Origin of the sequence: Pseudoalteromonas sp. NSLLW218 (assembly GCF_015864775.1) — a bacterium.
Lineage (GTDB): Bacteria > Pseudomonadota > Gammaproteobacteria > Enterobacterales > Alteromonadaceae > Pseudoalteromonas.
The window spans coordinates 90,702-116,088 of record NZ_JADYWO010000007.1 but is presented as its reverse complement, the minus strand read 5'-3'; the positions used below and the strand labels follow the sequence as shown (position 1 = coordinate 116,088).

21 protein-coding genes, 1 other RNA gene and 3 pseudogenes are annotated in these 25,387 nt (G+C 39.0%); 8 read left to right on the top strand and 17 right to left on the bottom strand.

The features are described 5' to 3' along the window. Positions 1-14: 14 nt before the first annotated feature. Positions 15-1,160, bottom strand: coding sequence for a patatin-like phospholipase family protein (locus tag I6E80_RS12200; RefSeq protein ID WP_024599802.1), 1,146 nt, complete (start codon positions 1,158-1,160; stop codon positions 15-17). A 219-nt stretch (positions 1,161-1,379) separates the two neighbouring features. Between I6E80_RS12200 and I6E80_RS12195 the strand changes: the two genes are divergently transcribed. From I6E80_RS12195 to I6E80_RS12185, 3 genes are all read left to right on the top strand, one after another. Next, positions 1,380-2,255, top strand: coding sequence for a DUF3014 domain-containing protein (locus tag I6E80_RS12195; RefSeq protein ID WP_197185646.1), 876 nt, complete (start codon positions 1,380-1,382; stop codon positions 2,253-2,255). A 139-nt stretch (positions 2,256-2,394) separates the two neighbouring features. Continuing rightward, positions 2,395-2,491, top strand: an RNA gene (ffs, locus tag I6E80_RS12190) — signal recognition particle sRNA small type. A 285-nt stretch (positions 2,492-2,776) separates the two neighbouring features. Next, on the top strand, positions 2,777-4,303 hold the full coding sequence (locus I6E80_RS12185; RefSeq protein WP_197185645.1) for an acetyl-CoA hydrolase/transferase family protein: 1,527 nt from the start codon (positions 2,777-2,779) through the stop codon (positions 4,301-4,303). Between the two features lie 145 nt (positions 4,304-4,448). Here I6E80_RS12185 and I6E80_RS12180 read toward each other — a convergent pair whose 3' ends face one another. Both I6E80_RS12180 and zigA read right to left on the bottom strand, forming a co-directional pair. After that, complete coding sequence (locus I6E80_RS12180) at positions 4,449-5,138, bottom strand: DUF1826 domain-containing protein (RefSeq protein WP_197185644.1); 690 nt, start codon at positions 5,136-5,138, stop codon at positions 4,449-4,451. Further along, on the bottom strand, positions 5,138-6,337 hold the full coding sequence (gene zigA / locus I6E80_RS12175) for a zinc metallochaperone GTPase ZigA (RefSeq protein WP_197185643.1): 1,200 nt from the start codon (positions 6,335-6,337) through the stop codon (positions 5,138-5,140). The genes I6E80_RS12180 and zigA overlap by 1 nt, the downstream gene beginning before the upstream one ends. 234 nt (positions 6,338-6,571) lie before the next feature. Between zigA and I6E80_RS12170 the strand changes: the two genes are divergently transcribed. Beyond that, positions 6,572-8,707, top strand: a complete 2,136-nt coding sequence (locus tag I6E80_RS12170) for a TonB-dependent siderophore receptor (protein WP_197185642.1) — start codon at positions 6,572-6,574, stop codon at positions 8,705-8,707. 34 nt (positions 8,708-8,741) lie between these two features. On the opposite strand, the gene I6E80_RS12165 is transcribed toward I6E80_RS12170, so the two are convergent. The 4 genes from I6E80_RS12165 to I6E80_RS12150 all read right to left on the bottom strand — a co-directional run bounded on the left by I6E80_RS12165 (position 8,742) and on the right by I6E80_RS12150 (position 12,308). After that, positions 8,742-9,836 (bottom strand): mechanosensitive ion channel family protein, encoded by a 1,095-nt coding sequence (locus tag I6E80_RS12165; protein WP_197185641.1) that lies wholly within the window; start codon positions 9,834-9,836, stop codon positions 8,742-8,744. A gap of 96 nt (positions 9,837-9,932) precedes the next feature. Continuing rightward, positions 9,933-10,334 (bottom strand): DUF6691 family protein, encoded by a 402-nt coding sequence (locus I6E80_RS12160; RefSeq protein ID WP_165721623.1) that lies wholly within the window; start codon positions 10,332-10,334, stop codon positions 9,933-9,935. 3 nt (positions 10,335-10,337) lie between these two features. Continuing rightward, positions 10,338-10,751: a YeeE/YedE family protein gene (locus I6E80_RS12155; RefSeq protein WP_024599794.1), complete on the bottom strand. Its 414-nt coding sequence runs from the start codon at positions 10,749-10,751 to the stop codon at positions 10,338-10,340. Positions 10,752-10,883: 132 nt separating this feature from the next. After that, positions 10,884-12,308, bottom strand: coding sequence for a sugar porter family MFS transporter (locus tag I6E80_RS12150; protein WP_197185640.1), 1,425 nt, complete (start codon positions 12,306-12,308; stop codon positions 10,884-10,886). A gap of 384 nt (positions 12,309-12,692) precedes the next feature. On the opposite strand from I6E80_RS12150, the gene I6E80_RS12145 reads away from it, so the two are divergent. Continuing rightward, positions 12,693-13,148 (top strand): hypothetical protein, encoded by a 456-nt coding sequence (locus tag I6E80_RS12145; RefSeq protein ID WP_076924435.1) that lies wholly within the window; start codon positions 12,693-12,695, stop codon positions 13,146-13,148. A 62-nt stretch (positions 13,149-13,210) separates the two neighbouring features. Continuing rightward, entirely contained in the window at positions 13,211-13,954 is a 744-nt protein-coding gene (locus tag I6E80_RS12140) for a competence protein CoiA (protein WP_197185639.1), read from the top strand. A 102-nt stretch (positions 13,955-14,056) separates the two neighbouring features. Here the strand turns inward: I6E80_RS12140 and I6E80_RS12135 are convergent. After that, a pseudogene (locus I6E80_RS12135) lies at positions 14,057-14,479 on the bottom strand (dual specificity protein phosphatase family protein); the annotation flags it as partial. A 264-nt stretch (positions 14,480-14,743) separates the two neighbouring features. After that, positions 14,744-14,815 (bottom strand): annotated as a pseudogene (locus I6E80_RS20470) (protein phosphatase); the annotation flags it as partial. A 128-nt stretch (positions 14,816-14,943) separates the two neighbouring features. On the opposite strand from I6E80_RS20470, the gene I6E80_RS12130 reads away from it, so the two are divergent. Then, positions 14,944-17,103, top strand: a complete 2,160-nt coding sequence (locus I6E80_RS12130; protein ID WP_231616783.1) for an exonuclease domain-containing protein — start codon at positions 14,944-14,946, stop codon at positions 17,101-17,103. A 43-nt stretch (positions 17,104-17,146) separates the two neighbouring features. Here the strand turns inward: I6E80_RS12130 and I6E80_RS12125 are convergent. Beyond that, a pseudogene (locus tag I6E80_RS12125) lies at positions 17,147-18,030 on the bottom strand (DMT family transporter). Positions 18,031-18,135: 105 nt separating this feature from the next. Here I6E80_RS12125 and I6E80_RS12120 point away from each other — a divergent pair. Beyond that, entirely contained in the window at positions 18,136-18,663 is a 528-nt protein-coding gene (locus tag I6E80_RS12120) for a sel1 repeat family protein (RefSeq protein WP_197185638.1), read from the top strand. A 2-nt stretch (positions 18,664-18,665) separates the two neighbouring features. On the opposite strand, the gene I6E80_RS12115 is transcribed toward I6E80_RS12120, so the two are convergent. The 7 genes from I6E80_RS12115 to I6E80_RS12085 all read right to left on the bottom strand — a co-directional run bounded on the left by I6E80_RS12115 (position 18,666) and on the right by I6E80_RS12085 (position 25,321). Continuing rightward, complete coding sequence (locus I6E80_RS12115) at positions 18,666-18,818, bottom strand: DUF2496 domain-containing protein (protein ID WP_197185637.1); 153 nt, start codon at positions 18,816-18,818, stop codon at positions 18,666-18,668. After that, entirely contained in the window at positions 18,802-19,083 is a 282-nt protein-coding gene (locus I6E80_RS12110; protein WP_197185636.1) for a late competence development ComFB family protein, read from the bottom strand. The genes I6E80_RS12115 and I6E80_RS12110 overlap by 17 nt, the downstream gene beginning before the upstream one ends. A gap of 51 nt (positions 19,084-19,134) precedes the next feature. Beyond that, positions 19,135-20,028 (bottom strand): histone deacetylase, encoded by an 894-nt coding sequence (locus I6E80_RS12105; RefSeq protein ID WP_197185635.1) that lies wholly within the window; start codon positions 20,026-20,028, stop codon positions 19,135-19,137. A 13-nt stretch (positions 20,029-20,041) separates the two neighbouring features. Further along, entirely contained in the window at positions 20,042-20,650 is a 609-nt protein-coding gene (locus tag I6E80_RS12100) for a primosomal replication protein (protein ID WP_024599783.1), read from the bottom strand. Between the two features lies 1 nt (position 20,651). Next, complete coding sequence (locus I6E80_RS12095; protein ID WP_024599782.1) at positions 20,652-21,428, bottom strand: TSUP family transporter; 777 nt, start codon at positions 21,426-21,428, stop codon at positions 20,652-20,654. Next, positions 21,428-23,503, bottom strand: a complete 2,076-nt coding sequence (dinG, locus tag I6E80_RS12090; protein WP_197185634.1) for an ATP-dependent DNA helicase DinG — start codon at positions 23,501-23,503, stop codon at positions 21,428-21,430. The genes I6E80_RS12095 and dinG overlap by 1 nt, the downstream gene beginning before the upstream one ends. 84 nt (positions 23,504-23,587) lie before the next feature. Further along, entirely contained in the window at positions 23,588-25,321 is a 1,734-nt protein-coding gene (locus I6E80_RS12085) for a tetratricopeptide repeat-containing sulfotransferase family protein (RefSeq protein ID WP_024599780.1), read from the bottom strand. Between the last annotated feature and the right edge of the window lie 66 nt (positions 25,322-25,387).

Genomic DNA, 25,387 nt, shown 5'->3' with positions numbered 1-25,387 from the left:
GTGCTTGTTTGGACTTAATCTAACTCTAAAAACTCACGCATTTTAGGCAACTGCGCCATGCCATCTTCATAGCCAATTTGCATTAAATGTTGGGTATAGCGTTTTTCAAACAATAGGTAACTGGTCAAACTCGATTGCGAATGTTTTTTAACACCGATCGTACGCAGTAATACTTTAATCGCCCACGGCATATCGTCGTAATACTGCGCGGCAATGGCGTTAAAGTTTTGCGAAGGGTTAATAACAAAAGTATCAATTTGCTTAAGTTCTTGATGTTTATCACGAGCGGGGAGTAATCCTAAAGTGCGGTTAACGCGTTCCAGTCGCTCTAAATCCGACTGCATAGTGTCGGTAAATACGCTATCGAGTAAATGCCCTGCAACAGCTGATAAGCCAGGGTAATGTGGCGAATAACCCGGTGGGTGAAGCTCTTTAGGCTGGTCGACCCCAATAATAAATATTTTTTCAGCACCTAAATGAATCGACGGACTCAAGGGAGAAAGCTGATGTATAGAGCCATCACCAAAGTAATGGTTATAAATATTTACACTTGGAAACACCATAGGAATAGCACTCGAAGCCATTAAATGCTCAACGTTAATACGAGTGGCTTGGCCTTCGCGTTTAGCGCGTTGCCATGGTGTTTGTGTATTTGATTGAAAAAACGCAACAGAGTCGCCCGTCGTATAACTAGAAGCTGTAATAGACAGCGCATCTAAATAATTACGGTGTAAGTTACGCTCTATCCGGTGTAAGTCTAAAATCTCATTGAGCAAACCACGTAGAGGGCGATTATTTAGCAAACTCGCTGGTGGGTGATTAATATGCTCTGACTGAAAGCTAGTTAAAATATTACGCGCAATATGACCAAATACGCTTAAGAAGTCACTTTTATAAACCATCGAGGTCGAAAAGTTTTTCCAAACTGATTCAAGTTTTCGTACAGCTAAATGTGCACAAGAGGCGTAACATGCTAAAGCCGCAGAGTTAATAGCCCCAGCAGAGGTGCCATTTATTACTCTAAACGGTAATGGAGCTGTACGCGGCATGCTATGAGCGAGCGCTTTAAGTACACCCACTTGATAAGCAGCTCGTGCGCCACCGCCCGTTAATAATAGGGCAATTTTTGGTTTTTCTGGATCGACTTGCTTGATTTTCATATTGGTGTTTAAACTGTTCAACGTCTTTACTTTATTTATTAACTGTAAGTCTTTAAGCTAGAAGAATCAAAGGATAACTGAGTAATAGTAAGTACAGTAAGCTTATGTTTATATTTGTAAGCTAAAATAGTTATGTATTTATAGTTACTACTCATAATGAATTTTTTCCATTCAGAGTACTCTGAGTGATAACGCACTTTTAATTTTTATGGAGTTTGTATGTCAGATAAACCAGAAGCGTCAGATGTTCAAAAACGTCCGCCTAATAACAATTTTCTTTTCGCCGTTATTATTTTAATAATAGTTGTGTGCGCAGCCGCGTTTGTACTATTAAAGCCAAGTGATGAGCCACAAACACGCACAGAGGTAGAGCAAGCGCCAAAAGAGCAACCAATGATGGAGCTTAAACCTGAAAACGATCCCGTAGTTGACGCACCATCAGTTATGCCAGAAAAACCAGCAGAGCTTGAAGTGCCAGCACAAAGCCCAAGTGAGCCGGTGCCTGAAGTAAAACCATTACCAACGCTTAACGAAAGTGATGCGGTTGTTGTTGCTAAAATGGACGAGTACCTAAGCGACTCAGTAATGAGCTTAATGGTAACCGACGATGTAATTCGCCGTGGTGTTGTATTTGTAGATAACCTAGCTAAAGGCAAAGTAGCTAAAAAGCACACGCCTGTTGTTCAACCTGAAGAGGCGTTTAGCGTAAATGAAGGGGATATTCTAACGATTAACCCTAATAGTTATGAGCGTTACACACCGTACGTAAAAATATTTACTAGCATGAGTGCAGCGCAAGCCGTTCGCATGTACGAAGAGTACAAGCCACTTATTAATAATGCATACAGTGAAATTGGCTACGGCGATGATGAGTTTAATCAAACGCTAACCGATGCAATCGATTTATTACTTGATACGCCAGAGCCAGAAGGTGATTTGCCGTTACTTCGCGATTCAGTAACGTACCAGTATGCGTTTTCGGAGTGGGAGCAATTACCTGCGGCACAAAAACAGCTTTTACGTATGGGTCCAGAAAACATGAAAAAAGTAAAAGCAGCACTTCGTAATATAAAAGCGCAGTTAGAGAACAATTAATACGCACTAAAACAGCTAAATGCACCGCGATTGTATATGAAGTATGCAATCGCACTTTCTTTTTAGATTATCCCTTGAATAACAGAGCAAAAGTAGAGATAATCCTTCCCGCGCCAACCAAGGCCCTCAATGGTAGTCTTATTGGTCCTCTCGCAACACTAGCAGGCGAACCTGGTCAGGCCCGGAAGGGAGCAGCCACAGTTTGTGACGTGTGTGCCGAGATGTGGCTGGTAAGACTGCCACCCAAATTCCTCATTTGGGTGTTTAAATTAATAAGCTTAATTCTTCAAAAACATTTCATCTCATAAAATAATGCAATTAATTTATAGATTACAGTACAAGTTATTGTTTTATTTTTGTTGAAAGTATTAATAATAACCACGTATTAATGTTAACAAGTCGTAAGGTTGTTTCTCTTTTTAGCATATTGCTTATCCCCACTTCGTAAATGCGACTTAAGTCTAGATTGTTTAGTACGAAGTTAGGATTAGAATAATGTGAAATTTAGAAAGGGGCTCAAAATGAACTTGGAACGTATTCGCAATAGTAATCTACACAATAAAGTTATGTCTGCTGAGCAGGCTAGTCTGTTTATTAAAGATGGAATGACTGTAGGGATGAGTGGCTTCACTCGTGCCGGAGAAGCTAAAGCAGTACCCAGAGCGTTAATTGAGCAAGTCAAAAAAAATCCAATAAAAATAAATTTAATGACTGGCGCATCTTTAGGTAATGATTTAGATAAACTACTTACCGAAGCGGGCATTTTAGCACGTCGTATGCCTTTTCAAGTAGATAGCACTTTACGTAAAGCGATTAATAACGGCGAAGTAATGTTTATTGATCAACATTTATCTGAAACAGTTGAGCATTTACGTAATCATCAATTAACCATGCCTGATGTAGCTGTTATTGAAGCGGTTGCCATTACCGAAGAAGGGCATATTGTGCCTACTACATCGGTTGGTAACTCAGCAAGCTTTGCTATTTTTGCTAAAGAAGTTATCGTTGAAATTAATATGCTGCATAACCCTAATCTTGAAGGTTTGCACGATATATACATTCCCTCGTATCGTCCTACTCGCCAACCAATGCCGTTAGTTAAAGTAGATGACCGTATTGGTAGCACTGCTATTCCTATCGATCCTGCAAAAATTGTTGGTATTGTTTTTACTAACCAAAGCGACTCGTTTTCTACCGTAACCGACCCTGATGAAGATACCGCATCAATTGCGCGCCATTTGGTTAACTTTTTTAAAGACGAAGTGGCTAAAAATAAATTGCCAGCTAATTTAGGTCCGCTGCAAGCAGGCATTGGTAATATTGCTAATGCAGTGATGATGGGGCTACTCGACTCTGACTTTAAAGACTTAACAATGTATTCAGAGGTACTACAAGATTCAACGTTTGACCTAATTGACGCAGGTAAGATGAGCTTTGCATCGGGCAGCTCAATTGTTTTATCGGAGCGCTGTAACGCACAAGTATTTAATAATTTAGAAAAATACAAAGATAAACTAGTGTTACGCCCTCAAGAAATTTCTAACCACCCTGAAATAGTGCGCCGTTTAGGTATTATTGCCATTAATACTGCACTTGAGTTTGATATGTATGGCAACGTAAATTCAACACATGTGTGTGGCACGCGAATGATGAATGGTATTGGCGGCTCGGGTGATTTTGCTCGTAATGCTCATTTAGCAATATTTGTGACTAAGTCAATTGCTAAAAATGGCGCGATTTCAAGCGTTGTACCTATGGCGAGCCATGTTGATCATAACGAGCACGATGTTGATATTTTAGTAACCGAGCAAGGTTTAGCTGATTTACGTGGCTTAGCACCGCGTGAGCGTGCTGTACAAGTTATTAAGCATTGTGTGCACCCAGATTATCGCGAAGCGATGTTAGACTATTACGAGCGCGCTTGTGAGCGTGGCGGGCATACGCCTCATTTACTTGAAGAAGCGTTTAGCTGGCATATTCGCTTAGAGCAAGAAGGCAGCATGAAAAAAGTATCCGCAACAGATATTCCAATGCCGCTATCTGCTTAAGGTCTATTTTAGTTAATAGATAGATGCTTTGATTAACGCTCCTTTATGGAGCGTTTTTTGTATTAGCCTTGAGTGTTAAAAAGGGTGCTGGCCAATTATTGAAAAGAGATGCCATTACATCAGGTATATTATTAATTTAAACGCATTAAATAAAATCCAGCGTGAGTAATAAGCGTTGCTCATTTGCAGCCACAGGTGGCGAGCGATGGACTAAACCTGCACCCTCGTTGTCATCCCAGTATTCTCCTTTAAGCAGTGCCACATCACCTTGTTGTAGTTGATTAATATTGCTTAAGTTTTCAAATAAACCAGACTCTTCATCTGGTTTACCTAAATTACCCGTACCTAGCTTTGAGCGGTTTACATCGCTGTGATTTAACCACTGCGTAGCAACGCCTTGGTAGGTAGTAACTAACCGGCACGGAATTTTGTCTACATGAAAACGCGGACACATGGGACGCTCCAATACGGTAAGCCTTAACCCAGCGCGCTTTAAATCAAACAGGCAGCAAAACATTTCAACAAGTAAGACAATGTCTTCACAAAGTGTATTAACTTCATCACGATTATTATCTTCTGCCTTAAGCGCAGTTATTAACTGATCAAAAGCGTCATTGGGCGATACAGCAAGTTCTATTGGCTTTAACGCGCTGGTGGCAATGAGTGCATTAACTGCTTTTGTTAATGTTTGCTCAAGGTCTCTTTTCCAAATAACAATGTTAGTGTCTTGGTTATAAATTTGTGGCAATACATTGGCATCACATTCTTTAGCTGCTCTTCGGTGAAGAGGTTCCGCCGGTTTTATTTGCGCAGTTATTGGGGCTAGTGCGTTCATTATTCTTCCTCCCAAATAGGAAACGGGTCGTTATAGGTTCTCCAAAAGTCCTTACCCTTGAGTACGGCATCTTCTGATAATAAGCAGTTATTAAGCGCGTTCATCATGGCTTGTTGATCTAACGATTGACCAATAAACACAAGCTCTTGACGCATATCACCAAAAGGCTCTACCCATTTATTATTAATATCAGCAAGCAGTTCGGGCTCGGTAGGCCACTCTTGTTGGGGGATGGCCTTAAAAAACATGCCTGCAAATCCATAGTGAGCAATACCGCCTGCTTGGCTCCATTGCCCGCAAAATAACGGACGTGTTGCTAGCCAAAAATAACCTTTTGAGCGGATAAGCTTGCCAAATTGCTCTGTACTGTGAAGAAAGTTATAAAACTTTTCAGGATCAAAGGGGCGCCGAGCTGTGTAATTAAAGCTGCTAATTCCGTATTCTTCGGTTTCGGGGATATGTTCACCGCGCATTTCTTTAAGCCAACCAGGAGCTTGTTGAGCTCGCTCAAAGTTAAATAGGCCGGTGTTGAGTACTTCATTTATATTAATATTGCCGTTTGATATAGGAATAATTTTGGCTTGAGTATTAAGTGTATTTAAAATGGCAGTAAGTTTATTTAATTGAACAGATGTTATTAAATCAGTTTTACTTATTAAAATTACGTCGGCAAATTCAACTTGATCAACAAGTAGGTCGGCTACACTGCGATCATCGTCTTCACCAAGTGATTCACCCGTTTGTTGTAGATCGTTTGCTTGCTCGTAATCGTTTAAGAAGTTGACTGCATCAACCACCGTTACCATTGTATCAAGAGTGGCAACATCACCCAGCGAATTACCGTTTTCATCGGCAAAGGTAAATGTTTCGGCCACTGGGAGGGGCTCAGATATACCCGTTGATTCAATAACGAGATAATCAAAACGACCTTCTTTGGCAAGTTTGCCCACTTCAACCAGTAAATCTTCACGTAGGGTGCAGCAAATACAACCGTTGCTCATTTCGACTAGTTTTTCATTACTGTGATTGAGCGATACACCACTTTTAATTGTTGCAGCGTCTATATTTATATCGCTCATATCGTTAACTATAACGGCAACTTTTTTACCTTGTCTATTATTAAGGATATGACTAAGTACGGTTGTTTTACCGGCTCCTAAAAAGCCTGATAACACTGTGACGGGCAGTTTATTTATCATTTAGAGAACTTACTAATTTACAGTTTTCGGTATGTTATATTATATCAATTTAATATTCTAGTTATGCTGTTTATTTTATTAATCACCGCTTGATTAATTCGTAAGTAAACCCCTGTTTTAGGTGCTTTTAATTCTAATATTAAGGAGTGTTAAACTTTTATTTCCGTTGATTATAGTAATGATAAGAGTTATCATTTAGCTTGTTAACTACCTACACTTCTCTCAGGAACTATCATGTTTAACCCTAATTACTTGGCATTAAGTATTGCCGTGTCTTTATCTGCTTTTTCTCAAATGACATTTGCCAAGCAAAGCGACAAAATTGAAACAATTGAAGTAACAGGCCGTGCTCAGCAATTTTACCTAGAAACTGAGAGTAAAATTGGTACTAAAACTAATTTAGATCTTATTAAACTTCCGCAATCGGCTCAGGTTTTAACAGAGCAACTTATAATTGACCAAGCGGCTCGTGACATTACCGACTTATACCGCTCAATTGCTGGCGTAAGTGAATATAGCTACTCAGGCGTAACTTTTCGTGGTTTTAGAGATGATGCCAATGTATTTTACGATGGTGTGCGCGGCGACCCGTACTCAGGCTTTGGTGTACCGCAGTTATTTAATGTTGAACGTGTTGAAGTATTAAAAGGCCCAGCCTCAGCTTTATATGGCGGTGGCGAACCTGGTGGGATGATTAATTACGTAACCAAAAAACCAAGCTACCTAGAAAAGCGCGAATTAAAGCTCACCTTAGGTAACTACAACACGCGTGGCGCATCACTAGATATGACCGGTGGTTTAAGCGATACGATGGCTTATAGATTGGGTGGTTTTTATGAGGAGCAAGACAGCTTTCGTAACAACGCCGATTCAGCTAATACGGAGCTAACAGGCGGATTGTTATTTGATTTGAGTGATTCAACAACGCTTACAACAAGTATTGATTACATAAAACAAGACTTAGGTGGCAATCGCTTACGTGGAGTACCGGTAGATGATAACGGCAACTTTCTGGTAGACCCTTCGTATAACGCGAACGAATCATTTGACTATCAAGATATGGAAGCTTTGGTGCTTCAAGCTGAGTTAAATCATAGTTTTTCTGATGACTTCTCTGTTAGCTCTACTGTGCGATACCTTGATAATGAGCGCGACCAAGCGTATCACGAGTCGCAAAATTGGGTTGACGTAAATGGTGATGGCGTTGCTAATATAGATGATGAAACTATAAGACGAGAATACCGCAAACAGTTTCGAGCAAACGAAGAAATAAGCTTAACAACTGATTTTGTATATAACGTTGAGCAAGGTAATTTAGAGCATCAATTTTTATTTGGTGGCGATTACCATGTGGTAGAAACGCAGTACGATTACTTGCGTGCCCGATATGAGGCTGATGGTGTAGCAAACTTAAATATTTATACACTTAATTACGGTGAAACAGACCCTAGCACCTATAACTTAACCGATTTAGATCGTGATGGTGTAGATACCGATCGCTTTGGTGTATACGCTCAAGATGTTATAAGTATTGGCGAACAATGGACCGTAATTGCAGGCTTACGCTACGATTACTTTAAAGAATTAAATAAGGAAACAGGCTTTAGCTATTCCGATAACGGTGTAACTCCTCGCGTTGCAGTAACGTACCAGCCAATAGAAAACACCTCTGTTTACATAAACTACTCTGAAAGCTTTAATCCTACATCGTCGGGCGATCAGGAAGATGTGGTAGGCGAGGGCAACTTAGACCCAGAAACAGGTAAGCAAACCGAGCTGGGTATGAAAAACCGATGGTTTGACGGCAAAATAATGAGTACATTTGCTGTTTATCAAATTAATAAAGAAAACGTGGTAATGAGCAACCCTGACGATACGGGCGCGGGTGATGGTATTGCCGCACTTTTAAATATAGGTGAAGTAGAAAGCCGTGGATTTGAAACAACTTTAGTAGGTGATTTATCCGAGCATTGGACAATAACGGCTAACTACGCATACAACGATACGCAAGTAGTAGACGGTGTAACGGGTGATACGCTTTCAGATACATTTGGTGATGGCTCGCGCTTTGCTAATGCACCACGTCACCAGGCGGGTTTATGGTCACGCTTTGGGCTCGATGCAATTAATTCCTCTATTGCGTTTGGCGCTAATTATGTGAGTGAGCAAGTAAGCTCCGATGGTCAAAAAGTAAAACCGTTTACCGTATTTGATATGAGCTGGACGAGTCGCTTTGATGACGTATTACTAAGCGTAAATATTAACAACCTGTTTGATAAGGAATATGCTGTAAGCGGATTTAGCCAGCGTAACGGTCACTTTCCGGGGAGCCCGCGTGAAATTGTTGGGCAAATAACCTACAAGTTTTAATACTTATTAGCGCGAGAGTCTCTCGCGCTTTGTTTTAAGTATCGCCTTGCACCTTTTTATCACTATTAAATTTAGCGGATTCTTGTGTAGTGTTAATAGCCGTAATAGGAAAGGGGATTACAATGCCTTCTTTTTTATAGCGTTTATGCAGGGCTTTTATAAAAGCAGATTTAACCCAAAAGCGATTAAAGTATTCTTTTGCGCGCAGCATAACCGTAAAGTTAATACTTGATCTGTCAAAGGTATGAAAAACCACAAAGGTATTGTAATCATCAACGCCCCATTCGTGTGAAATAAGTATTTCACGAGCCACTTCAAGTGTTACTTGCTCAACAAGTTCTAAATCCGAATCGTAATGCACGCTTATATCTACAGGGACGCTTAGCTCTCTTTCAGGATAAAAGTAATTAATAATACGCGATTTAGATAATTGGCTATTAGGTATAATAATCATATTATTAGGTAGCATTTTCACCCATGTAGAGCGCCAGCCTATGTGATCTACAAAGCCTTGTTCTTTTGATTCCAGCTCAATAAAATCGCCCACTCTTATGGGTTTATCTATCACTAGCTGCACGCCAGAAAAAAAGTTTTCGAGGGTAGGTTGTAAAGCAAGGGCAACAGCCAGTGATGTAATACCCAACGAGGCAATAATGGGAGTAATAGAAATACCTAACGTGCCCATTAATACTAGTATTCCGACGGATGATAATGTAACGCGTATCACGCCTTTAATTATGCTTTTTGAATTAAAAACAACGGCAGATTGTTTACCATAGTAATTAATAGTGCCAATAATAAAGCGGTCTAAAAACATAATAAGTGCCAGTAGAGCTAGTACAATATTAATGCTATTAAAAGGAATTTGTTGAGAAATAGAAGTACTAATAATGAAGGTGTCGTGCTCTAAAATGGTGAGTAGCACAATAATTGTGCACAGTGTTAGCGGTTTAGATATTGACTCTATTAGTAAAGTATCGAATATAAACTTGGTTTTTGAAGTCCATTTTTTTAGCCAGTACATTACAAAAAAGCGAATTAAAAACAGTAGTATAGCTATAAGTAAGAGAGATGAAATCGCGCTTAACCAGGGGGTGCTGTTGGAAAATTCCAGCGCTTTATTTAGCATAACTTAAACCTGTTCAATATAGTTTTATATATATTGCAGCAAGTTATGTACCTTTGTTTGGAAAAGTAGCTGCCGAGTTTTAGTCGGCAGCAAATATTATACTTTTTTGGCTAACCACATACCGCCTAAGACGGCTGCAAAAAATAACAAAAATTCCATTTTAAGAGATACCAATTGAACCAAGCCAGGGCCTGGGCAAATACCACTTAAACCCCAGCCTAAACCAAAAAATACTGAGCCGATAATTAAGCGCGCATCAATATTTTTTAAATTACTTAAATTAAATGTTCCTGAAATAAGTGGTTTCTCTTTTTTTGCAACCCATAACCATGTAAGCATCATTATTAGCATGGCAACAGCCATCACTATAATTAAGCTTCCATCCCATTGGTTTCCATAGGTAAGAAAGTTAATCACTTTAGCAGGGTTTGTCATCCCGCTAATAATAAGCCCTAAGCCAAATATAAAGCCTATAACAACCATCATAATTGCTTTCATTATTTATCCTACAAGGTTTGCTGTAATGAAGGCAACAAGCATAAATGTACATGTTGCAACCCAAGAGCGAGCAGAAAAACGCGACATGCCGCACACGCCATGGCCACTTGTACACCCGTTAGCTAAAGTTGTACCCGCGCCAACTAAAAGCCCTGCAACAACAATAAGCCAAGATGGTAACTGTAATTCGCCTTCTAATAAAGAAGGGGCAAATACTCTTACCGCTACACCTGCCAACAATAACCCTAAAATAAAGTATAATTGCCAACGAGAGTCTGAATTTGCTTTAGCAAATACAGACTTAACAATGCCTGATATGCCCGCAATTTTTCCGTACAAAACCAGTAATAACGTACACGCTATACCTATTAATGCACCGCCTATTGCAGCCGATACTGGGGTGAATTCTGTTATCATTTTTAAATTTCCCAAACAATAGAAACGCCTAAACCGGTTTGTTTCATTTCGATTGATAATTGTTGATTAGGCGCTAAATAGTTAGCACCCGTTACTTTTTTTGCTGGCGATTAATAGCACCGCTTTTAAAAATTACATAGATTCAAGCGTTTTACCGCGGGTTTCTTTAATGTATTTAACAACAAAGAATATGCTTATAAGTGCCGATAACGCATAAAAGCCATAAGCACCGGCAAGGCCAATGTTAGCTAGCATAATAGGGAAGGTCATAGTAATTGCAAAGTTAGCAATCCATTGTGCGCTTGCTGCAACAGCAAGGGCTGCACCACGAATGCGGTTATTAAACATTTCGCCTAATAATACCCATACAATTGGGCCCCAACTTAAGCCAAAAAATACCACAAATAAGTTAGCCATAATAAGTGCAAAAGTACCCATGTTATCGCTAAGGGCAAGTTTGCCTGCTTCATCAAGGCCTGCGCTACCAAATATATAAGTAAGCGCGCTTAAGCTAATAAACATACCAATACTGCCTACAAGCAACAGTGGTTTACGGCCAACTTTATCAACTAGGGCAATGGCAATAAAGGTCGATACAATATTAGTGGTGCCCGCTAATACATTTATAAATAACGATTGCGACTCATCAAACCCAGCGGCTTGCCAAAGCTCAGAGCCGTAATAAAACACCACGTTAATACCCACAAACTGCTGAAATACACTCAGCGCCACACCCACCCAAACAATTGGGTGTACTTTTTTACTGCCATCAATAAATAAATCACGAATACTTGGCTTTTTATCGCTATGCAAAGAGCTTTTAACATCGCTTATTTGCGCATCAACATTGTCGTTCGATATTTTACTAAATACCGTTTTGGCATCGGCTACTTTACCTTGTGCCACTAAATAACGAGGCGACTCAGGAATAAACAATACACCCACTAAAAACAATACTGCAGGCACAAGCTCAGCCCAAAACATCCAGCGCCAAGCGGCTGTATCAAGCATTAAAATATTTTGCGCGCTACCTGCTGCATCAGCAATTAAATAGTTACTTAAAAACGCCGCAAACAAACCCAGTACAATAGCGAGTTGTTGCAATGTAGCTAAACGACCACGTAGTGCTGGTGGCGCAACCTCTGCAATATAAGCCGGCGCTAATACCGATGCAGCACCAATACCTAAACCACCAAATAAGCGGTAAAAAATAAACTCCGCAGAGCTTTCGCTAATGCCCGACCCAAAGGCACTAATGGCAAAAATAATCGCGGTGATGATCATAATTGCACGGCGACCAAACTTATCAGCCAGCGGCCCCGCAGCAAGTGCACCTAAGGCACAGCCAAGTAACACAGACGCTACATTAAAGCCCGTAGCCACACTGCTTGAATTAAATGCATTACCAAGTGCCGACACCGTGCCGTTAATCACGCCCGAGTCAAAACCAAATAAAAAGCCACCAATAGCAGCCACGGCCGATATAAAAATCACGTAAACAAGAGAGGTATTTTCAGCTGTGTTGGCTGAATGGGAAGGCGGTGTGTGCGTTGTCATTATATGCCCTGAAAGTTAATTTAAATATAAAAGAGCATAATATCGTAAAGCGCTATGGCTGAATACATTTGTGCGGGTATAACGATTTAGCGGGTATATATTGAGCTGTTTTTAAAGGCTTTAAAATTAAGTCACCGCCTTTTAAATAACACAGGCTGAATTCAATAAGCAATGTGCGTTGTATGGGAAGTATCTGTTGTAGCAATATTACTGATCTCACCCATTTGGGTGTGTTTCTGCAATTACATAATCTGTTCGAAATTAAGTAATTGTTTACAGTTGGCTATTTGGTGGATAAGGTAAATACGTTAAAAAATAGGGTCGTTTGTCGGTTTATAAAGCGTCAAATGTCGTAGATTAAATTGTCATATTTATAGAGATACCATGTCTGTAATTCGTAGCTCAGTTTTTCAAATCATTTTTAAATCAATTTTTTTACTATCATTTAACTGTATCGGATTCTTTGCAATATATGCTGGCGCTCTTTTATTCCTTAGCGAGAGCAATACTTCGTTATCGCCAAATGAACAACTTTTGGCGTTAATTCTCGCTTTGGTTACAACATCTATTTTTGCTTGGTGGATGGTACTCAGCTTTCGGCAATACGAAATCAAAATAGACAGTGAAGTAATCCTACTTAAAGGATTATCTGGCTGGAAAAAAATTGACAAAACTTTTCCACTCTCCGATCTTGATGGTGCAGAATTAGGAACGGATTTAGCTCTATTTAAGGGAGAAAAATTGGTGGCGAAACTTTCAATGGTTTCTATAGCATTTGACAATCATTCGCTAAATAAAAGTATTACAAAAACTTTACCCGCTCCTGAGTTGGTTAAATAAATATAACAAGCCAATCCAGCAGCGGCTGATTGAGGCATTATACAACCGAGTGTTATGTACTTATGAAATTTTCATTAGTTGACGGATTTAAGCAAGCTCCTCTGCCTAAGATGAAAGGAGTTTGTATATATTGTGGTAGCCCAACCGTAGCAAAGTGTGGTTCAAAAATTAGATGGCATTGGGCGCACAAGGTAAAATGTAGTTGTGATCCTTGGTGGGATAATGAATCCCAATGGCATCGAGATTGGAAAAATCATTGGGAAGATCATAATCAAGAAATAGTATACTTTGATAAAAGTGGTGAAAAGCATATTGCAGATGTTGTTAATGAGCAGAATATTGTAATTGAATTTCAAAACTCCCCAATGTCTGAAGCTGAGTTGAAATCAAGAGAGGATTTCTACGGGGATATGATTTGGGTAATAAATGGTCGTAATCTAGCGAAAAACATAAAATTACGTGCGATGCTTCCTGATCCTCTGCATGAATCAATGGAAGATATGTCTATTCATTCAAGTAATCATAAAACTCATTTCGTTTATTCTTTTATTTCTGAGTATCGAGGTCCGAATGAGTTAGTAGAAATACATAGCTCAGATAAAATAGATGGAATAATTAAATCCACGCATGTAGGACACTTCCTCTTTGAGTGGAAAAGGCCTAGATATGTTTGGTTTAAAGCAAAAAAACCAGTTTATTTGGACTTTGGACAAGGTGTCATCTGGCAATTAATGCGTTTTAACAATTATAGTAGTTTCTGTATTAAGGCATGTATTAAAAATGATTTCTTGGCAAAGTTTAAATGAGTTGTATAACAAGTGATCAATCTTATCAGTGCTAATTCATTACAGGCTATAAATAGAATTATTAGCACTATTTATAGTGCTAAATCCTCCCCAACCTCTGTCTCACACCTCAAAGTTCTCAAAGTACTCTTTTTGTAGCTCTATAGTCAGTGCTTTTGGGCGAATGCCTTGTACTAGGCCGTATACTTCTTCTTTTGTGTAACCTACCGAATTTAAAATAAGTGCAGCGACCAACCCTGTGCGGCCAGTGCCGCCTTTGCAATGTATGGCAATGGTTTGCTTTTGTAATATGGCTTGTAATATATCGGTTTTGTGGGTGTTCCAGCGTGATGTAAAAGGCTGTTGTGGTGCTTCGTCGTCATTTATAGGTAAATGAAACCAGGTTATATCGTGTTTTTTGCACTCACTATTAATTGTTTGTACGTTGTTTTTTTCAAGTTCTTTTTGCGGTATAAGCGAAAGCAGCATGTTAGCGCCAGCAGCTTTTAATGTAGCGATTGAATCCGCTAGGTTTTGTGTTTTTGTACTAGGGCCTGCTTATCTTTCGAGGTTAACTTTGCAGCAGCATGTTTGGTTTTTAGGCAAGGCAGAGCTTATGTAGTGTGGTGGTTTCCCATAAATAGGCGATAACGCAGTATAAATGCCAAACATGCGCTGCCCGAAGGGTTCTGCCTAGGGGGGATTGACTCTTTGTTGCTCTGCTTTTACTTAGCCCACTAGGTTACAAGCCTCGCGCCGCGATTAAATCCCCCCTAGATTGAACAAATTTAATCCTGAAAGGTCAGCAGGCCCTGAGCAAGGCGTAAAAATAATATTTGCGCCGTTATTGAGTGATAAAACATCGTATGGGTGCGCGCTCATGGTAAGTCCTTTATTTTTAATGAATTTGTTTTAATAAGCTCACTATAGCGTGTTTTAGTTACAAGTTTAAGATTGAATAATAAGCATAAATACTAGATACTGTTTTTATATACAGCTGTGGCGATATTATGAAAAAAGAATTACCAGCAAAATACTATTTAGCGCATTTTAGAGAGCTTATTGAGTTTGTAACAAGTAAATGTATGCATTTACTTGAGCCTAAACATAGTGAATTTATTAGTAAAATTAACCAGCTTGATGAGCAAAGCCTGTGCATGTTGGCGCGTGTGTACTCGCGAAAGCCTTATTTGGTTCAGGCGCAATCGCTCAATTATGAAGAAATAACATCGCCACATCAGGCTATTTATACGCTTAAAAAAGCCGATATTTTATTTGAGCCAAACGAGCAGCATTATTCGCAGCTTTTAGCGCACTTAACCAAACCTTCTTTGGTTGAGTTGCTAAGTAATCACGGCGAGCAAATAAGTTTTAAAAAGAGCGCCGCTAAAGGCGCACTGGTGGATATTGCGCGGGAGTTTTTTAAAGACTGCCCACAAGAGCTTGCGCCACTTTATAGCCAGTATGTAATTAATAATCGCAATGACTACTACGAATATTTTGAGTTTTTATTTGCAGGCAAACTAAGCGGTGGTGATGTGAATCATCAAAATCGTTTTGTAATGCGAGACTTAGGCTTAACCGCTACGCGCGAAGGGCACAGCGAGAGCTTGTCGCGCTTTGAAACACTTGACGAAGCGCAATCAAACTATTTATTAAACCGTTACCGGTTAGCATTTAAAAATATAACAGATGAGAGCGATTACGTTGCTTTAGCGTCGCAGGTTTTAGTGCAAGCTGCACATGGTGCAATAGCCGTTGTATTAAAAAATAAATTATTAGTTAGGCTTTATAGGCAGCTAAAAGCAGTTGATAGCGAACTTGCTTTTAGTTTACTTGAAGGGTGCGTGGATGATAGCGAAGCACAAGAAATTCAAATAAGAGAGCAATACAGATTTGGCAATAAAGAGTGGGTAAAAGCTCGATTAGAAGCCATTATCGAAAACCCACTTACTGATGATTTACTTTATTTTGCTGACGATTTTTTAATGCGTAAGTTTAATAAAAAAACACGTTCGCGTTTAAGTGCCATGCTTGCCGACACCCAATGCGTGCTAGAAATAGATGAACTGTACCGAGGAGAAGTAGAGCAGGGCGTAAACGATTATTATACTCGCCAAGGTATGGCTGTATTTAATACCGAAAACACGCTTTGGCAAAGTTTGTTTGGTTTAGTATTTTGGCATGAGTTATTTGTGGAGTCGCCTTATCCTCCATGCAATGAGTTTGATATTTATCCACAAGTATTAAGGCTTGGTAATTTTTATGAAGCGCAGCAAACACAAATAAATGAGCGCTTAGCACAATGCCAGACGTCGCAAGCATTACTTAATTTGGTATGCAAAAATGCAGCGCAATACTTTGAGCAACCTAACGGCTTGTTTAGATGGCGTAGCAATTTATTAGAGCCACTAGAAGCGCTTATTTTAAACAGCCCTATTAAGGCGCTAATTGCGCACTTAACAGCCATGAGCAAACATTATTTACAGCTAAAAGACGGCTACCCCGACTTAATGGTAATTAATAATGGCCAAGTACATTTTGAAGAGGTAAAAGCCCCAGGCGATAAGCTTAGGCGCAACCAACTTACCACTATTGATAATTTAAAAAATGTGGGCTTTACAGTACACATTGCTGCGGTTAAATGGTTTGTAGATCCTAACCGTGTTTACAGCATCGTTGATATAGAAACCACCGGCGGCTTAAAAGGCGGTAACCGTATTACCGAAATAGGCCTTGTAAAAGTGCAATACGGTAAAGTAATTGATACTTGGACAAGCTTAGTTAACCCCGAGCGCCATATACCTGGCTTTATTACGTCATTAACCGGTATTAGCGACAGTATGGTTTACAACGCGCCTGTATTTGTCGATATAGTTAAGCCGCTATTAGATAAACTCGCAGGCAGTATTTTTGTAGCCCATAACGTTAACTTTGACTACGGCTTTATTAAAAAAGAATGCGAGATGGCAGGGCACTTTTTTAAAATGCCAAAAATGTGCACCGTGGTTGAGTCGCGCAAAGCGTTTAAAGGCTTAAAGTCGTATTCGCTGGGCAATCTCTCATCGCACTTTAATTTAAATTTGACCAGCCATCACCGGGCACTTGCCGATGCAACCGCGACTGCAGAGTTGTTGTTACTTATTCAGCAATCCCAAAGTAGTGAATAAGCAGTAAATCTTAACGCAAGAAGTAGTATACACTTTTAATCACTTAGCTTGTTTTAGCTAAGTGCTTCTTTCGTGGTAAAAAACCAGTAACCAGCATAGTGCCTACAATTACAAATAGTGCGCCTAATAATGTATTTGGCCCTATTTGCTCATTTAAAAATAAATGCCCCCAAAATATGCCAAATAATGGAATTAAAAATGTAACCGTGAGTGCTGAGGTTGGGCCTATATCTTCGATTAATTTAAAAAATAATATATACGCAAGCGCGGTACATACTACGCCCAGTACTAATACACCTAGCATAATGTTGGTGGTTGGAACTTCACGTATTGGCATAAATAAGATAAGCGGTAATACCATAAAGCTTGAAGCCCACATTGAGCCATGAGCGTTATCGAATGGAGCAAGCTTTGGCGCATTTTTAGTGTAATGCGATGCAATGGCATAGCAAAGTGAAGCGCTTAATGCTGCTACTATAGCTATGATTGATTGGCTATTTAATACAAAGTGATTTTGGCCAACGAGTATTGCAACACCTATCAAGCCGAGTAATAAACCAAGCACCATACTTCTGGTGGGCTTTGTTTTTGTCCATAAAATACCAACTACTGCGCCCCAATACGGGTTGTTGAATTTAAAATTGATAAAGTAGAAGCGCTTATAGTTTGAGCTGCGTAAGCAAAAAATAAAAATGGCAGAGCAGAATTAAACGCGCCTATAATAAAAAAGTGTTTTTTGTGTTCAGTAAAGGCTAAGCGTCGTTTTAAATACAAAGTAACAATAAATAAAGTAACTGCGGCAAAGCCAACTCTAAACTCAATTAATACTGCAGGCCCTAAACTGTTAGCTGCCATTCGCATAAATAAAAATGATGCGCCCCAAATAGCGGCCAGAAAAAATAATCGCAGTAAGCTTGCTAAGGTCATGATAGTATTTTAATTATGCTGATTGGCTTTTAGAATAGCAGGGTTTATAAACACTGTAAGCCATATTCGGAACCGGCATATAAAAATAATAAATTAAGGATAAGAATGAAAAAATTCTCAGTAGCTGCAGCTTCTATGGTATTTATCACTTTGTTGGGTGGATGTAATTCAAGCCCAATCAACCTTTATAGTGATACCACCATGAAAAAGAATGAATATAATGGCATTAAAGCGTATCGGAAAGGGGAGTTTGAGGCCGCTTTCAATTATTTAAAAGAGCCTGCTGGACTAGGCTATAAAAGTGCACAATACACGTTGGCGTTTATGTTTTTGAAAGGCCAATACTTGGAGCAATCTACTAAACTAGGAATGGGCTGGCTAGGTGTTGCAAAGGAAGCGGGGGTTGAAAATTGGTCTGCGCAATACGATGCATTTTACAGTGCAGCGACTACGCAGCAAAAACAACTAATAGATGAAACAGTTGCGTTGTACATAACACAATTTGGCGTTAAGGCACAAAATATGACCTGTCGTCGTTCAACTTCGCCTAGGCGTACATTTGGTGAAGTTAAAATTGATTGCACTAAGCACGAAGGTATCGTTACCGAGCACGACATACAAATAATAGAATAGAGTTATAGCTTTTCTAGCTTCTTTTCAAAGTCGCTTTTAACTATTTCAAGTGCTTTGAGTACTTCTTCTGGAGCAACATCGTGTTGCTCTAATATCATAATTAAATCTACTGCGAGTTTAATATGTGTAGGGGCTTGATCAAGTGGGCTTGTCATTTAACTCTTTCTTTTTTGATATTTGACTAATGGCGACATTTATTGCTGTTTTCACACGTTGTTCCATATGTATGCGTTCTGATTGCGGTAAATAAAACGCCATATCTACATCGTAGCGAATATATCGTGGTGGGAGCTGATTTAGTACCGTACAACAAAAGTCAGCCATTACATCTTCACCATATTTTTCATCAAGTTTAAGTTTGATGATTTCTTCAACTACAATCTTTTCGTAATAGTTGTGTATATCTTCGTGTAATCGCATATTCCCACCGCTTTAAAATAATCCGTTTAACTGAGTCTATACTAAGGCTTACTATAAATCGATAGCGGCTTTAAATAGTTGTTTATGAACATTAATTAGTGAACTCAAATTACGCTGATAACCGCCACCTAAAGCGCACATTAGTGGGATTTGATGTTGCTTACAGAAGTTAAGTACAAAAAAATCGCGCTTATATACGCCATCCAGTGACACATCAAATAAGCCTAACTCGTCTTTAGTATAAATATCAGCGCCTGCATTATACAAAATAATATCAGGGTAATGAATGCGCACGCAAAAATCGAGTGCTTGCCTTACTGTAGCAAGGTATTCAGTGTCGGTTGTTTTAGCAGGTAATGCAAAATCGTAAGTAGACTGTTGTTTATTACGCGGGAAATTTTGCTCACAATGAATTGAGCAGGTAATAATTTGATTATAGTTTTGAGTGATTTGCGCTGTGCCATCGCCTTGGTGTATGTCGCAATCAAAAATTAAAACAGTGTCGGCTTGCTCTGTATTTATTAAATGTGCTGCTGCAATAGCTAAATCATTAAAAATGCAAAAACCACTGCCAAAATCGCTATAGGCATGATGATAACCACCGCTTAAATTGAAGGTTAGATCGTGACTAAAAGCCGCTTCAGCAGCTTGAATACTCCCGCCAATTGATAAAAGAGTACGCTCTACAAGTTGCTGCGAATAGGGGAATCCCATTTTTTTAATCGCTTTATCGCTTAGCGTACCATTTAAAAAGTCATTTATATAACGTTGGCTATGACATAGCGCAAGTTGAGATGCGGTTACTTTTTTAGGCTCTTGAAAGTGAATAGCCGAAACACCTAGATTTTCTATTTCGGTTTTAAGTAACTTATACTTTTGAATAGGGAATCGATGACGTTCTGGGAGTATAAGGTCTGAATAAAATGGATGATAATAAAGCTGCATAGTAAAGTGCGCCTTAACGCAGCTGCTGTTTTTCTACTTGTTGTATTTTGTCCTCGGTGGCAGAAATTGCTTTTCTGCAGCGACCTAATCGAGCGTGTGTGCTTAATATTTCAAGGTTAAGTTTCTGTGCTTTAGCTGGCGAGGCTTTATCCATTTGCATTTTACGTTCTTCAATCATGAGTACTAAACGGCGTTCAAACTCATGGTTTTGTTTTAATTCGTCGTAAAGCTCATGCGATGATTGCATTATTTTTTGTACAGCGTGCTTATAAACAGTTTGCTTAGGGCGAGGTTTATAATGGCTTTTGTTTTCTTTAATCCAAATAGGCGTTGATTTAATAACATTGAATACAGCTTGTACCTGAGCTCCTATACGTTCAAGCGCGTAGGTATAAGCATGGCGATGCTCACTTGGCGGTAATCGTGACACTTCGTCTTCTATTTCTATTACGTAATCGACTAGGTTCATGCTTTTTGTACTAAAAACGGCGCGGTCAAACAAGCTAGGTTGCGCTTGCATGTAACGATTTTTAGAAAAAAGTTTAGCTTTATCAAATTGCTCAGCTTGTTGTTTTAGCGTTGCAACTTGTTGGCGTAGTTTATCTAAAGCTGTAGGGTGCATATTAAAAGTAAGCCTCATAAATTAGCTTTAATGCTAAAAGTATAACCATAGTATTAAATACAGGGCGAATAAATTTGCTACCAAACCGTATTGCTGAATGCGCTCCAATCCATGCACCAAGCATAATAAAAAAGCCCATAGTAATGCCAAGTAAAAAGTTTACATGTCCGAGTGCTACAAAGGTAATGAGCGATATAAAGTTAGAAACAAAGTTCATTGAACGCGCTAAACCACAATTGAGTAGCAGGTTCATTTTATAAAGCATGCCATTAGAAGCAGTCCAAAAAGTACCCGTACCTGGGCCTGCTAAACCATCAAAAAAGCCTAATGCTAAACCCTGTAGCCATTGCTTTATTTTCATCGCTTTGTTGAGTTTAGGCAGTTCATCGCCTTCTGTGGTACTTAAATTACCAAATAAGCTATAGGCGGCAACTAAAATAATAATAATGGGTAGTAGTTTGTTTAAAAAATCGATACTTAAATGATCAACAATAACAGTCCCTATCAATGCACCTATTGCAGTAGCTATGATGGAGGCTGCCCAAAATTTCGGGCTAAATAAATTCTTTTTATAGTATGTATAGCTAGCTGTTAAGGAGCCAAAACTAGCCGCGAGTTTATTGGTGCCTAATGTTAAATGTGGGGGTAAGCCTGCAGTTAATAAAGCGGGCACAGTTAGCATGCCACCGCCACCGGCGATAGCGTCTATAAAACCTGCGGCAAGTGCAACAGCACATAAAACAGCCCAGGTTGTTGGATCGAGTGCGAGTTCAAACATTAATAATCTATTTGTCTTTTAAATGGTGGTAGGGTGTCGAGCATGGCTTTACCGTATCGCTTAGTAACTAAGCGTCTATCGAGAATAGTAATACAGCCTTCATCACTCTCTTTTCGCAGCAGTCTACCACAGCTTTGCACCAATTTCTTTGCGGCGTCTGGTACGGTAATCGTTAAAAACGGGTTGCCACCTTTGCTTTGTACAAACTCTGCTTGCGCTTCTTCTATTGGCGAAGTAGGTACCGCAAACGGAATTTTAGTAATTATTAAGTTCTCTAAATATTTTCCAGGCAAATCAAGACCTTCCGAAAGGCTTTGTGTTCCAAATAAAATACTGCCTTTACCTTCGTCTACATTTTTAGTGTGTAATTTAAGCAATGCTTCTCGCGACATTTCACCTTGTACTAATAAGTTAAAACCTTTTGTTCTAAGAAACTTTGTTACGTGGTCCATTTGCCAGTAAGAAGCGAATAGTACAAGGTTCGCTTTTTTATCATCTATGTACTCTGGTAATGTTTTAGCTAAGTGGTCACTAAAGTCTTTATCGGTTGGTTCTACTTTTGATACCGGAATACGTAAAGTGGCTTGTTTGGGGTAATCAAATGGAGAAGGTACTTTTATAAATTTAACGCCTTCTTCTTTAGCAAGTCCTGTTTCGTAGGCAAAGTGATCAAACGAACCCAACGCGCTTAATGTGGCCGAACATAAAACAGCGCCTGCGCATTCTCTCCACAATTTATCTTTTAGGTAGTAACCTACTTCGATAGGGCAGTCGCTTAATAGGTGATCGTGATGGCTTTTGTATTCAAGGCGTTTTATCCACCGTGCATGAGGAGCACCTTCCCCTTTTTTAGCGTAACTAAACCACAGTTTATTTAATTGCTCTAATCGGTTTATGTATTGGCCACTTTCGCCCAATATGGGGTCGGCAACATAAGGTTTTATGTCGCCATCGCTCACATCTTGTGTAAGGGTGTCGTGCATTTTGTTTAAACAGCGCAGTGCATCTTGCGTGGCTTCGCTTATGTCTTTCGCTTTACTGTGCAATGATTCTGGGATTTCACCGTGCTCAAAGCGATAAGTATCGTCTTTTGAGTATTCAAAGTCGGCATTATCAAGAATATCGCGAACTACTTTTAAATCTTTATTCGCATCGTTAATACTGTCGCAAAGTTTAAAGTTTTGCCCAATAGCTCTTTGCCCCACTAAAACCTTCGCCATTTTCCCGCTAAACTTGGTGAGCTTATCAAGCCATTCTATTGTGCCTTTAATCGTTGCTGCGGCCGATGAGAAATCGCGTGTTATATGTGCTAAATGATGCGCTTCATCAATTACATAAATGGTATTGTCGGGCTCTGGTAAAATTTTACCACCGCCTAAGTCTAAATCGGCAAGTAGTAATGAGTGATTAATTACTAGCACGTCCATTTGCATTAATTGATTACGAGCAAGCTGAAACGGACACGTTTGATGCGCCTTCATTTGGCGTTGGCATGAATGTTTATCGCAGGCTATTAAGTTCCACACTCTATCGGGTACAGTATCGGCCCAGCTGTCTCTATCGCCTTGCCACTTTTTATTCACATAGGCGTTATATAGCTCATTCAAACACTTGGTTTCCATTGTGCTCAGTGGTGAAGTAAGCGTTGGCATAAAGTCCATTTGTGTTTGGCTATCGCCGTTTACAGCATTATGTAGTTTGTGGGCACAAATATAACGATGGCGACCTTTTACCAAATCAAATTTAAAGTCGAGACCTGAATGCTTTTTAAAAAATGGCAGTTCTTTTGCTATTAATTGTTCTTGCAATGCAACGGTTGCGGTAGAAATAACTAGCTTCTTTTTTTGCGCTAAGGCAAGCGGTAATACGCCTAAACAATAGGCAAGAGACTTTCCTGTACCGGTGCCAGCTTCAATTACGCATATGCGCTGCTTTTTATGGTATTCGCCTGCAAGGGTTTTTGCTATTTCAGCTACAAGGTAGTTTTGGCTGCTGCGAGGGCGATAATCGTTTAGGTTACTAGCCACATGCTGGTGTACTTGCCTAATTGTTTTTTTTAGTGAGTCAGAAAGCATGGGATGATTTACCTAAAGTATGTATATAATTACAGTGCTATGGATTTTAGAGTTATAAGGGTGTAACTACAAGCAGCTTGTTTATTAATTTAGCCTATTAAGCAGTGGGGTAAGATGATTTGCATAGTTTTTCCAATCAGTCAGCGCTTCTTTGTAAATGGGTTTACGTACTTGTTCTGAACTGGGAGTTAAAACAGGGCGTTGATTATTATAAAACTCATAACACGCTTGCTCCACTACTAAATTGCAATGTTGAAATAAAGCATTAACCGTTTCGGTAAAGTTATTTACTAAGTTCTCATAATTAATCGTATATATTTCGTCTGGGTATACGGTATGCCAGTGCGTCATCAACTTGTAATATTCATTCATGTAGTGAGCTAAATCTTCTTGATCATAGCTATAACTATGACCTTGTGAAAATGAGTGCTTATAAAGGCTCCATGCTGTTGCTTTTTTGTCACGTTGTACATCGATTATTTTTGCATTAGGGAACAAAGTTTTGATAAGAGCAATATGCTGAAAGTTGACTGGTTGTTTATCAATAAAGTAAGGTTTGTTATTGCGCAAAGGTTCAATGAATTTCAAATAGCGCTTGGCTAATCCTGCCAAGTGTTCTTGAGTCAAACTACTTAGTTTATAAGGTACGTTGCTTTTTATTTGAAGGTTTTCTAACTCTACTGCAATAGAGTTGATTTCTGATAATTCATAGCTGGCGTCAACATGGCTATGCGATGCTAGTATTTGTTCAATAAGTGTAGAGCCACTTCTTGGCAGGCTTACAATAAATATTAGCTGGACTTCACTCTCGCTTAAAGGAAGTACTTCATTGGCAGCTTTTTTAGTTATGTAGTTTTTACAGCGTTCATTAAAGTCGTTAGTAATGTAAGGAGTAAGTGACTTTTGTAAATCGTTACTTATTTTTAGCTGTAAAAAGGCATCTTCGTATCGATTTTGCTGTTCGTATGCCTTAGCTAAAGCAAAGTGAAGTTGTGCTTTATTTAATTTATTTGAGTCTATTGTTATCTGCTGTTCTAAATTAGCTACATTTAGCTGAGTGAAAGTATATGTTTTTAAGTTTGCTAAGTTCCAATAGGCTTCACCTATATGAGGAGCTAGTTTTATTGCTTTGCAATAAAATGCAATCGCACTTTGATTATTTCCAACTATCTTTTCTATGTTCCCAAGTCTTAAATTGCAATATGCGGGGTGATAATTTTTATTTAGCAAAGATTGGTAATTTAGAAATGCATTTTTGAAGTCCATCATTTTTACATAGGCAGCAGCGAGTAAACTTTGGGATTTTGGTAGTAAAGTAACTAATGTGGTCGACCTATTATAAAAGGAGATTAGTTCTAAATATTGCTTTGTATTAAATAATGCTTCAATGTGCGCATCATAAGCGGCTGATTTTGTATTGTTTATATTTATATTATGAGAAGTAATAGCCAAATACGTTTTTAAGTCGCTTGCTTGAAAAGCTATTTTACTTAATAACACTAAAACACGGTATTCATTCGTAACAAGATTGAGCAACTCATGGGCAATGGTTTCTGCTGGCTTTAATTCTTTGTTTAATAGATGCTGATTCGCTTTATCTAAACGCTGGTTAAACCAAGCAATCATCTCATATTGCTTTGTGGCTTGTTGGTATTGCTCTTGCTCTTTTAGTTGTCGATGTATTTGGGCTAATATTTGCCAAGCTTGATGGTGTTCTGGTGCACTTTGAATTAGAGGTAATATTAACTTTTTAGCTTGTTGAAGCTTGTTTTGTTGAAGTAGATTATTAGCGAGTTGGATGATTTCAGAAGGGCTCATTGAATGCTCATATTATTTTTTCTTAAGACTAACTTAGAAAGAAATAAAATATAACCTGCTTTACAT

Bases quoted from the DNA above. Each gene is read 5' to 3' on its own strand.
- I6E80_RS12100 (WP_024599783.1), bottom strand. From the start codon at position 20,650: ATGCACCCTACAGCTTTAGATAAACTACGCCAACAAGTTGCAACGCTA.
- I6E80_RS12155 (WP_024599794.1), bottom strand. From the start codon at position 10,751: ATGATAACAGAATTCACCCCAGTATCGGCTGCAATAGGCGGTGCATTA.
- I6E80_RS12105 (WP_197185635.1), bottom strand. From the start codon at position 20,028: ATGCAGCTTTATTATCATCCATTTTATTCAGACCTTATACTCCCAGAA.
- I6E80_RS12115 (WP_197185637.1), bottom strand. From the start codon at position 18,818: ATGACAAGCCCACTTGATCAAGCCCCTACACATATTAAACTCGCAGTA.
- I6E80_RS12130 (WP_231616783.1), top strand. From the start codon at position 14,944: ATGAAAAAAGAATTACCAGCAAAATACTATTTAGCGCATTTTAGAGAG.
- I6E80_RS12085 (WP_024599780.1), bottom strand. From the start codon at position 25,321: ATGAGCCCTTCTGAAATCATCCAACTCGCTAATAATCTACTTCAACAA.
- I6E80_RS12150 (WP_197185640.1), bottom strand. From the start codon at position 12,308: ATGACAACGCACACACCGCCTTCCCATTCAGCCAACACAGCTGAAAAT.
- dinG (WP_197185634.1), bottom strand. From the start codon at position 23,503: ATGCTTTCTGACTCACTAAAAAAAACAATTAGGCAAGTACACCAGCAT.
- I6E80_RS12165 (WP_197185641.1), bottom strand. From the start codon at position 9,836: ATGCTAAATAAAGCGCTGGAATTTTCCAACAGCACCCCCTGGTTAAGC.
- I6E80_RS12180 (WP_197185644.1), bottom strand. From the start codon at position 5,138: ATGAACGCACTAGCCCCAATAACTGCGCAAATAAAACCGGCGGAACCT.
- I6E80_RS12145 (WP_076924435.1), top strand. From the start codon at position 12,693: ATGTCTGTAATTCGTAGCTCAGTTTTTCAAATCATTTTTAAATCAATT.
- I6E80_RS12160 (WP_165721623.1), bottom strand. From the start codon at position 10,334: ATGAAAGCAATTATGATGGTTGTTATAGGCTTTATATTTGGCTTAGGG.
- I6E80_RS12170 (WP_197185642.1), top strand. From the start codon at position 6,572: ATGTTTAACCCTAATTACTTGGCATTAAGTATTGCCGTGTCTTTATCT.
- I6E80_RS12095 (WP_024599782.1), bottom strand. From the start codon at position 21,428: ATGTTTGAACTCGCACTCGATCCAACAACCTGGGCTGTTTTATGTGCT.
- I6E80_RS12195 (WP_197185646.1), top strand. From the start codon at position 1,380: ATGTCAGATAAACCAGAAGCGTCAGATGTTCAAAAACGTCCGCCTAAT.
- zigA (WP_197185643.1), bottom strand. From the start codon at position 6,337: ATGATAAATAAACTGCCCGTCACAGTGTTATCAGGCTTTTTAGGAGCC.
- I6E80_RS12200 (WP_024599802.1), bottom strand. From the start codon at position 1,160: ATGAAAATCAAGCAAGTCGATCCAGAAAAACCAAAAATTGCCCTATTA.
- I6E80_RS12185 (WP_197185645.1), top strand. From the start codon at position 2,777: ATGAACTTGGAACGTATTCGCAATAGTAATCTACACAATAAAGTTATG.
- I6E80_RS12140 (WP_197185639.1), top strand. From the start codon at position 13,211: ATGAAATTTTCATTAGTTGACGGATTTAAGCAAGCTCCTCTGCCTAAG.
- I6E80_RS12110 (WP_197185636.1), bottom strand. From the start codon at position 19,083: ATGCGATTACACGAAGATATACACAACTATTACGAAAAGATTGTAGTT.
- I6E80_RS12120 (WP_197185638.1), top strand. From the start codon at position 18,136: ATGAAAAAATTCTCAGTAGCTGCAGCTTCTATGGTATTTATCACTTTG.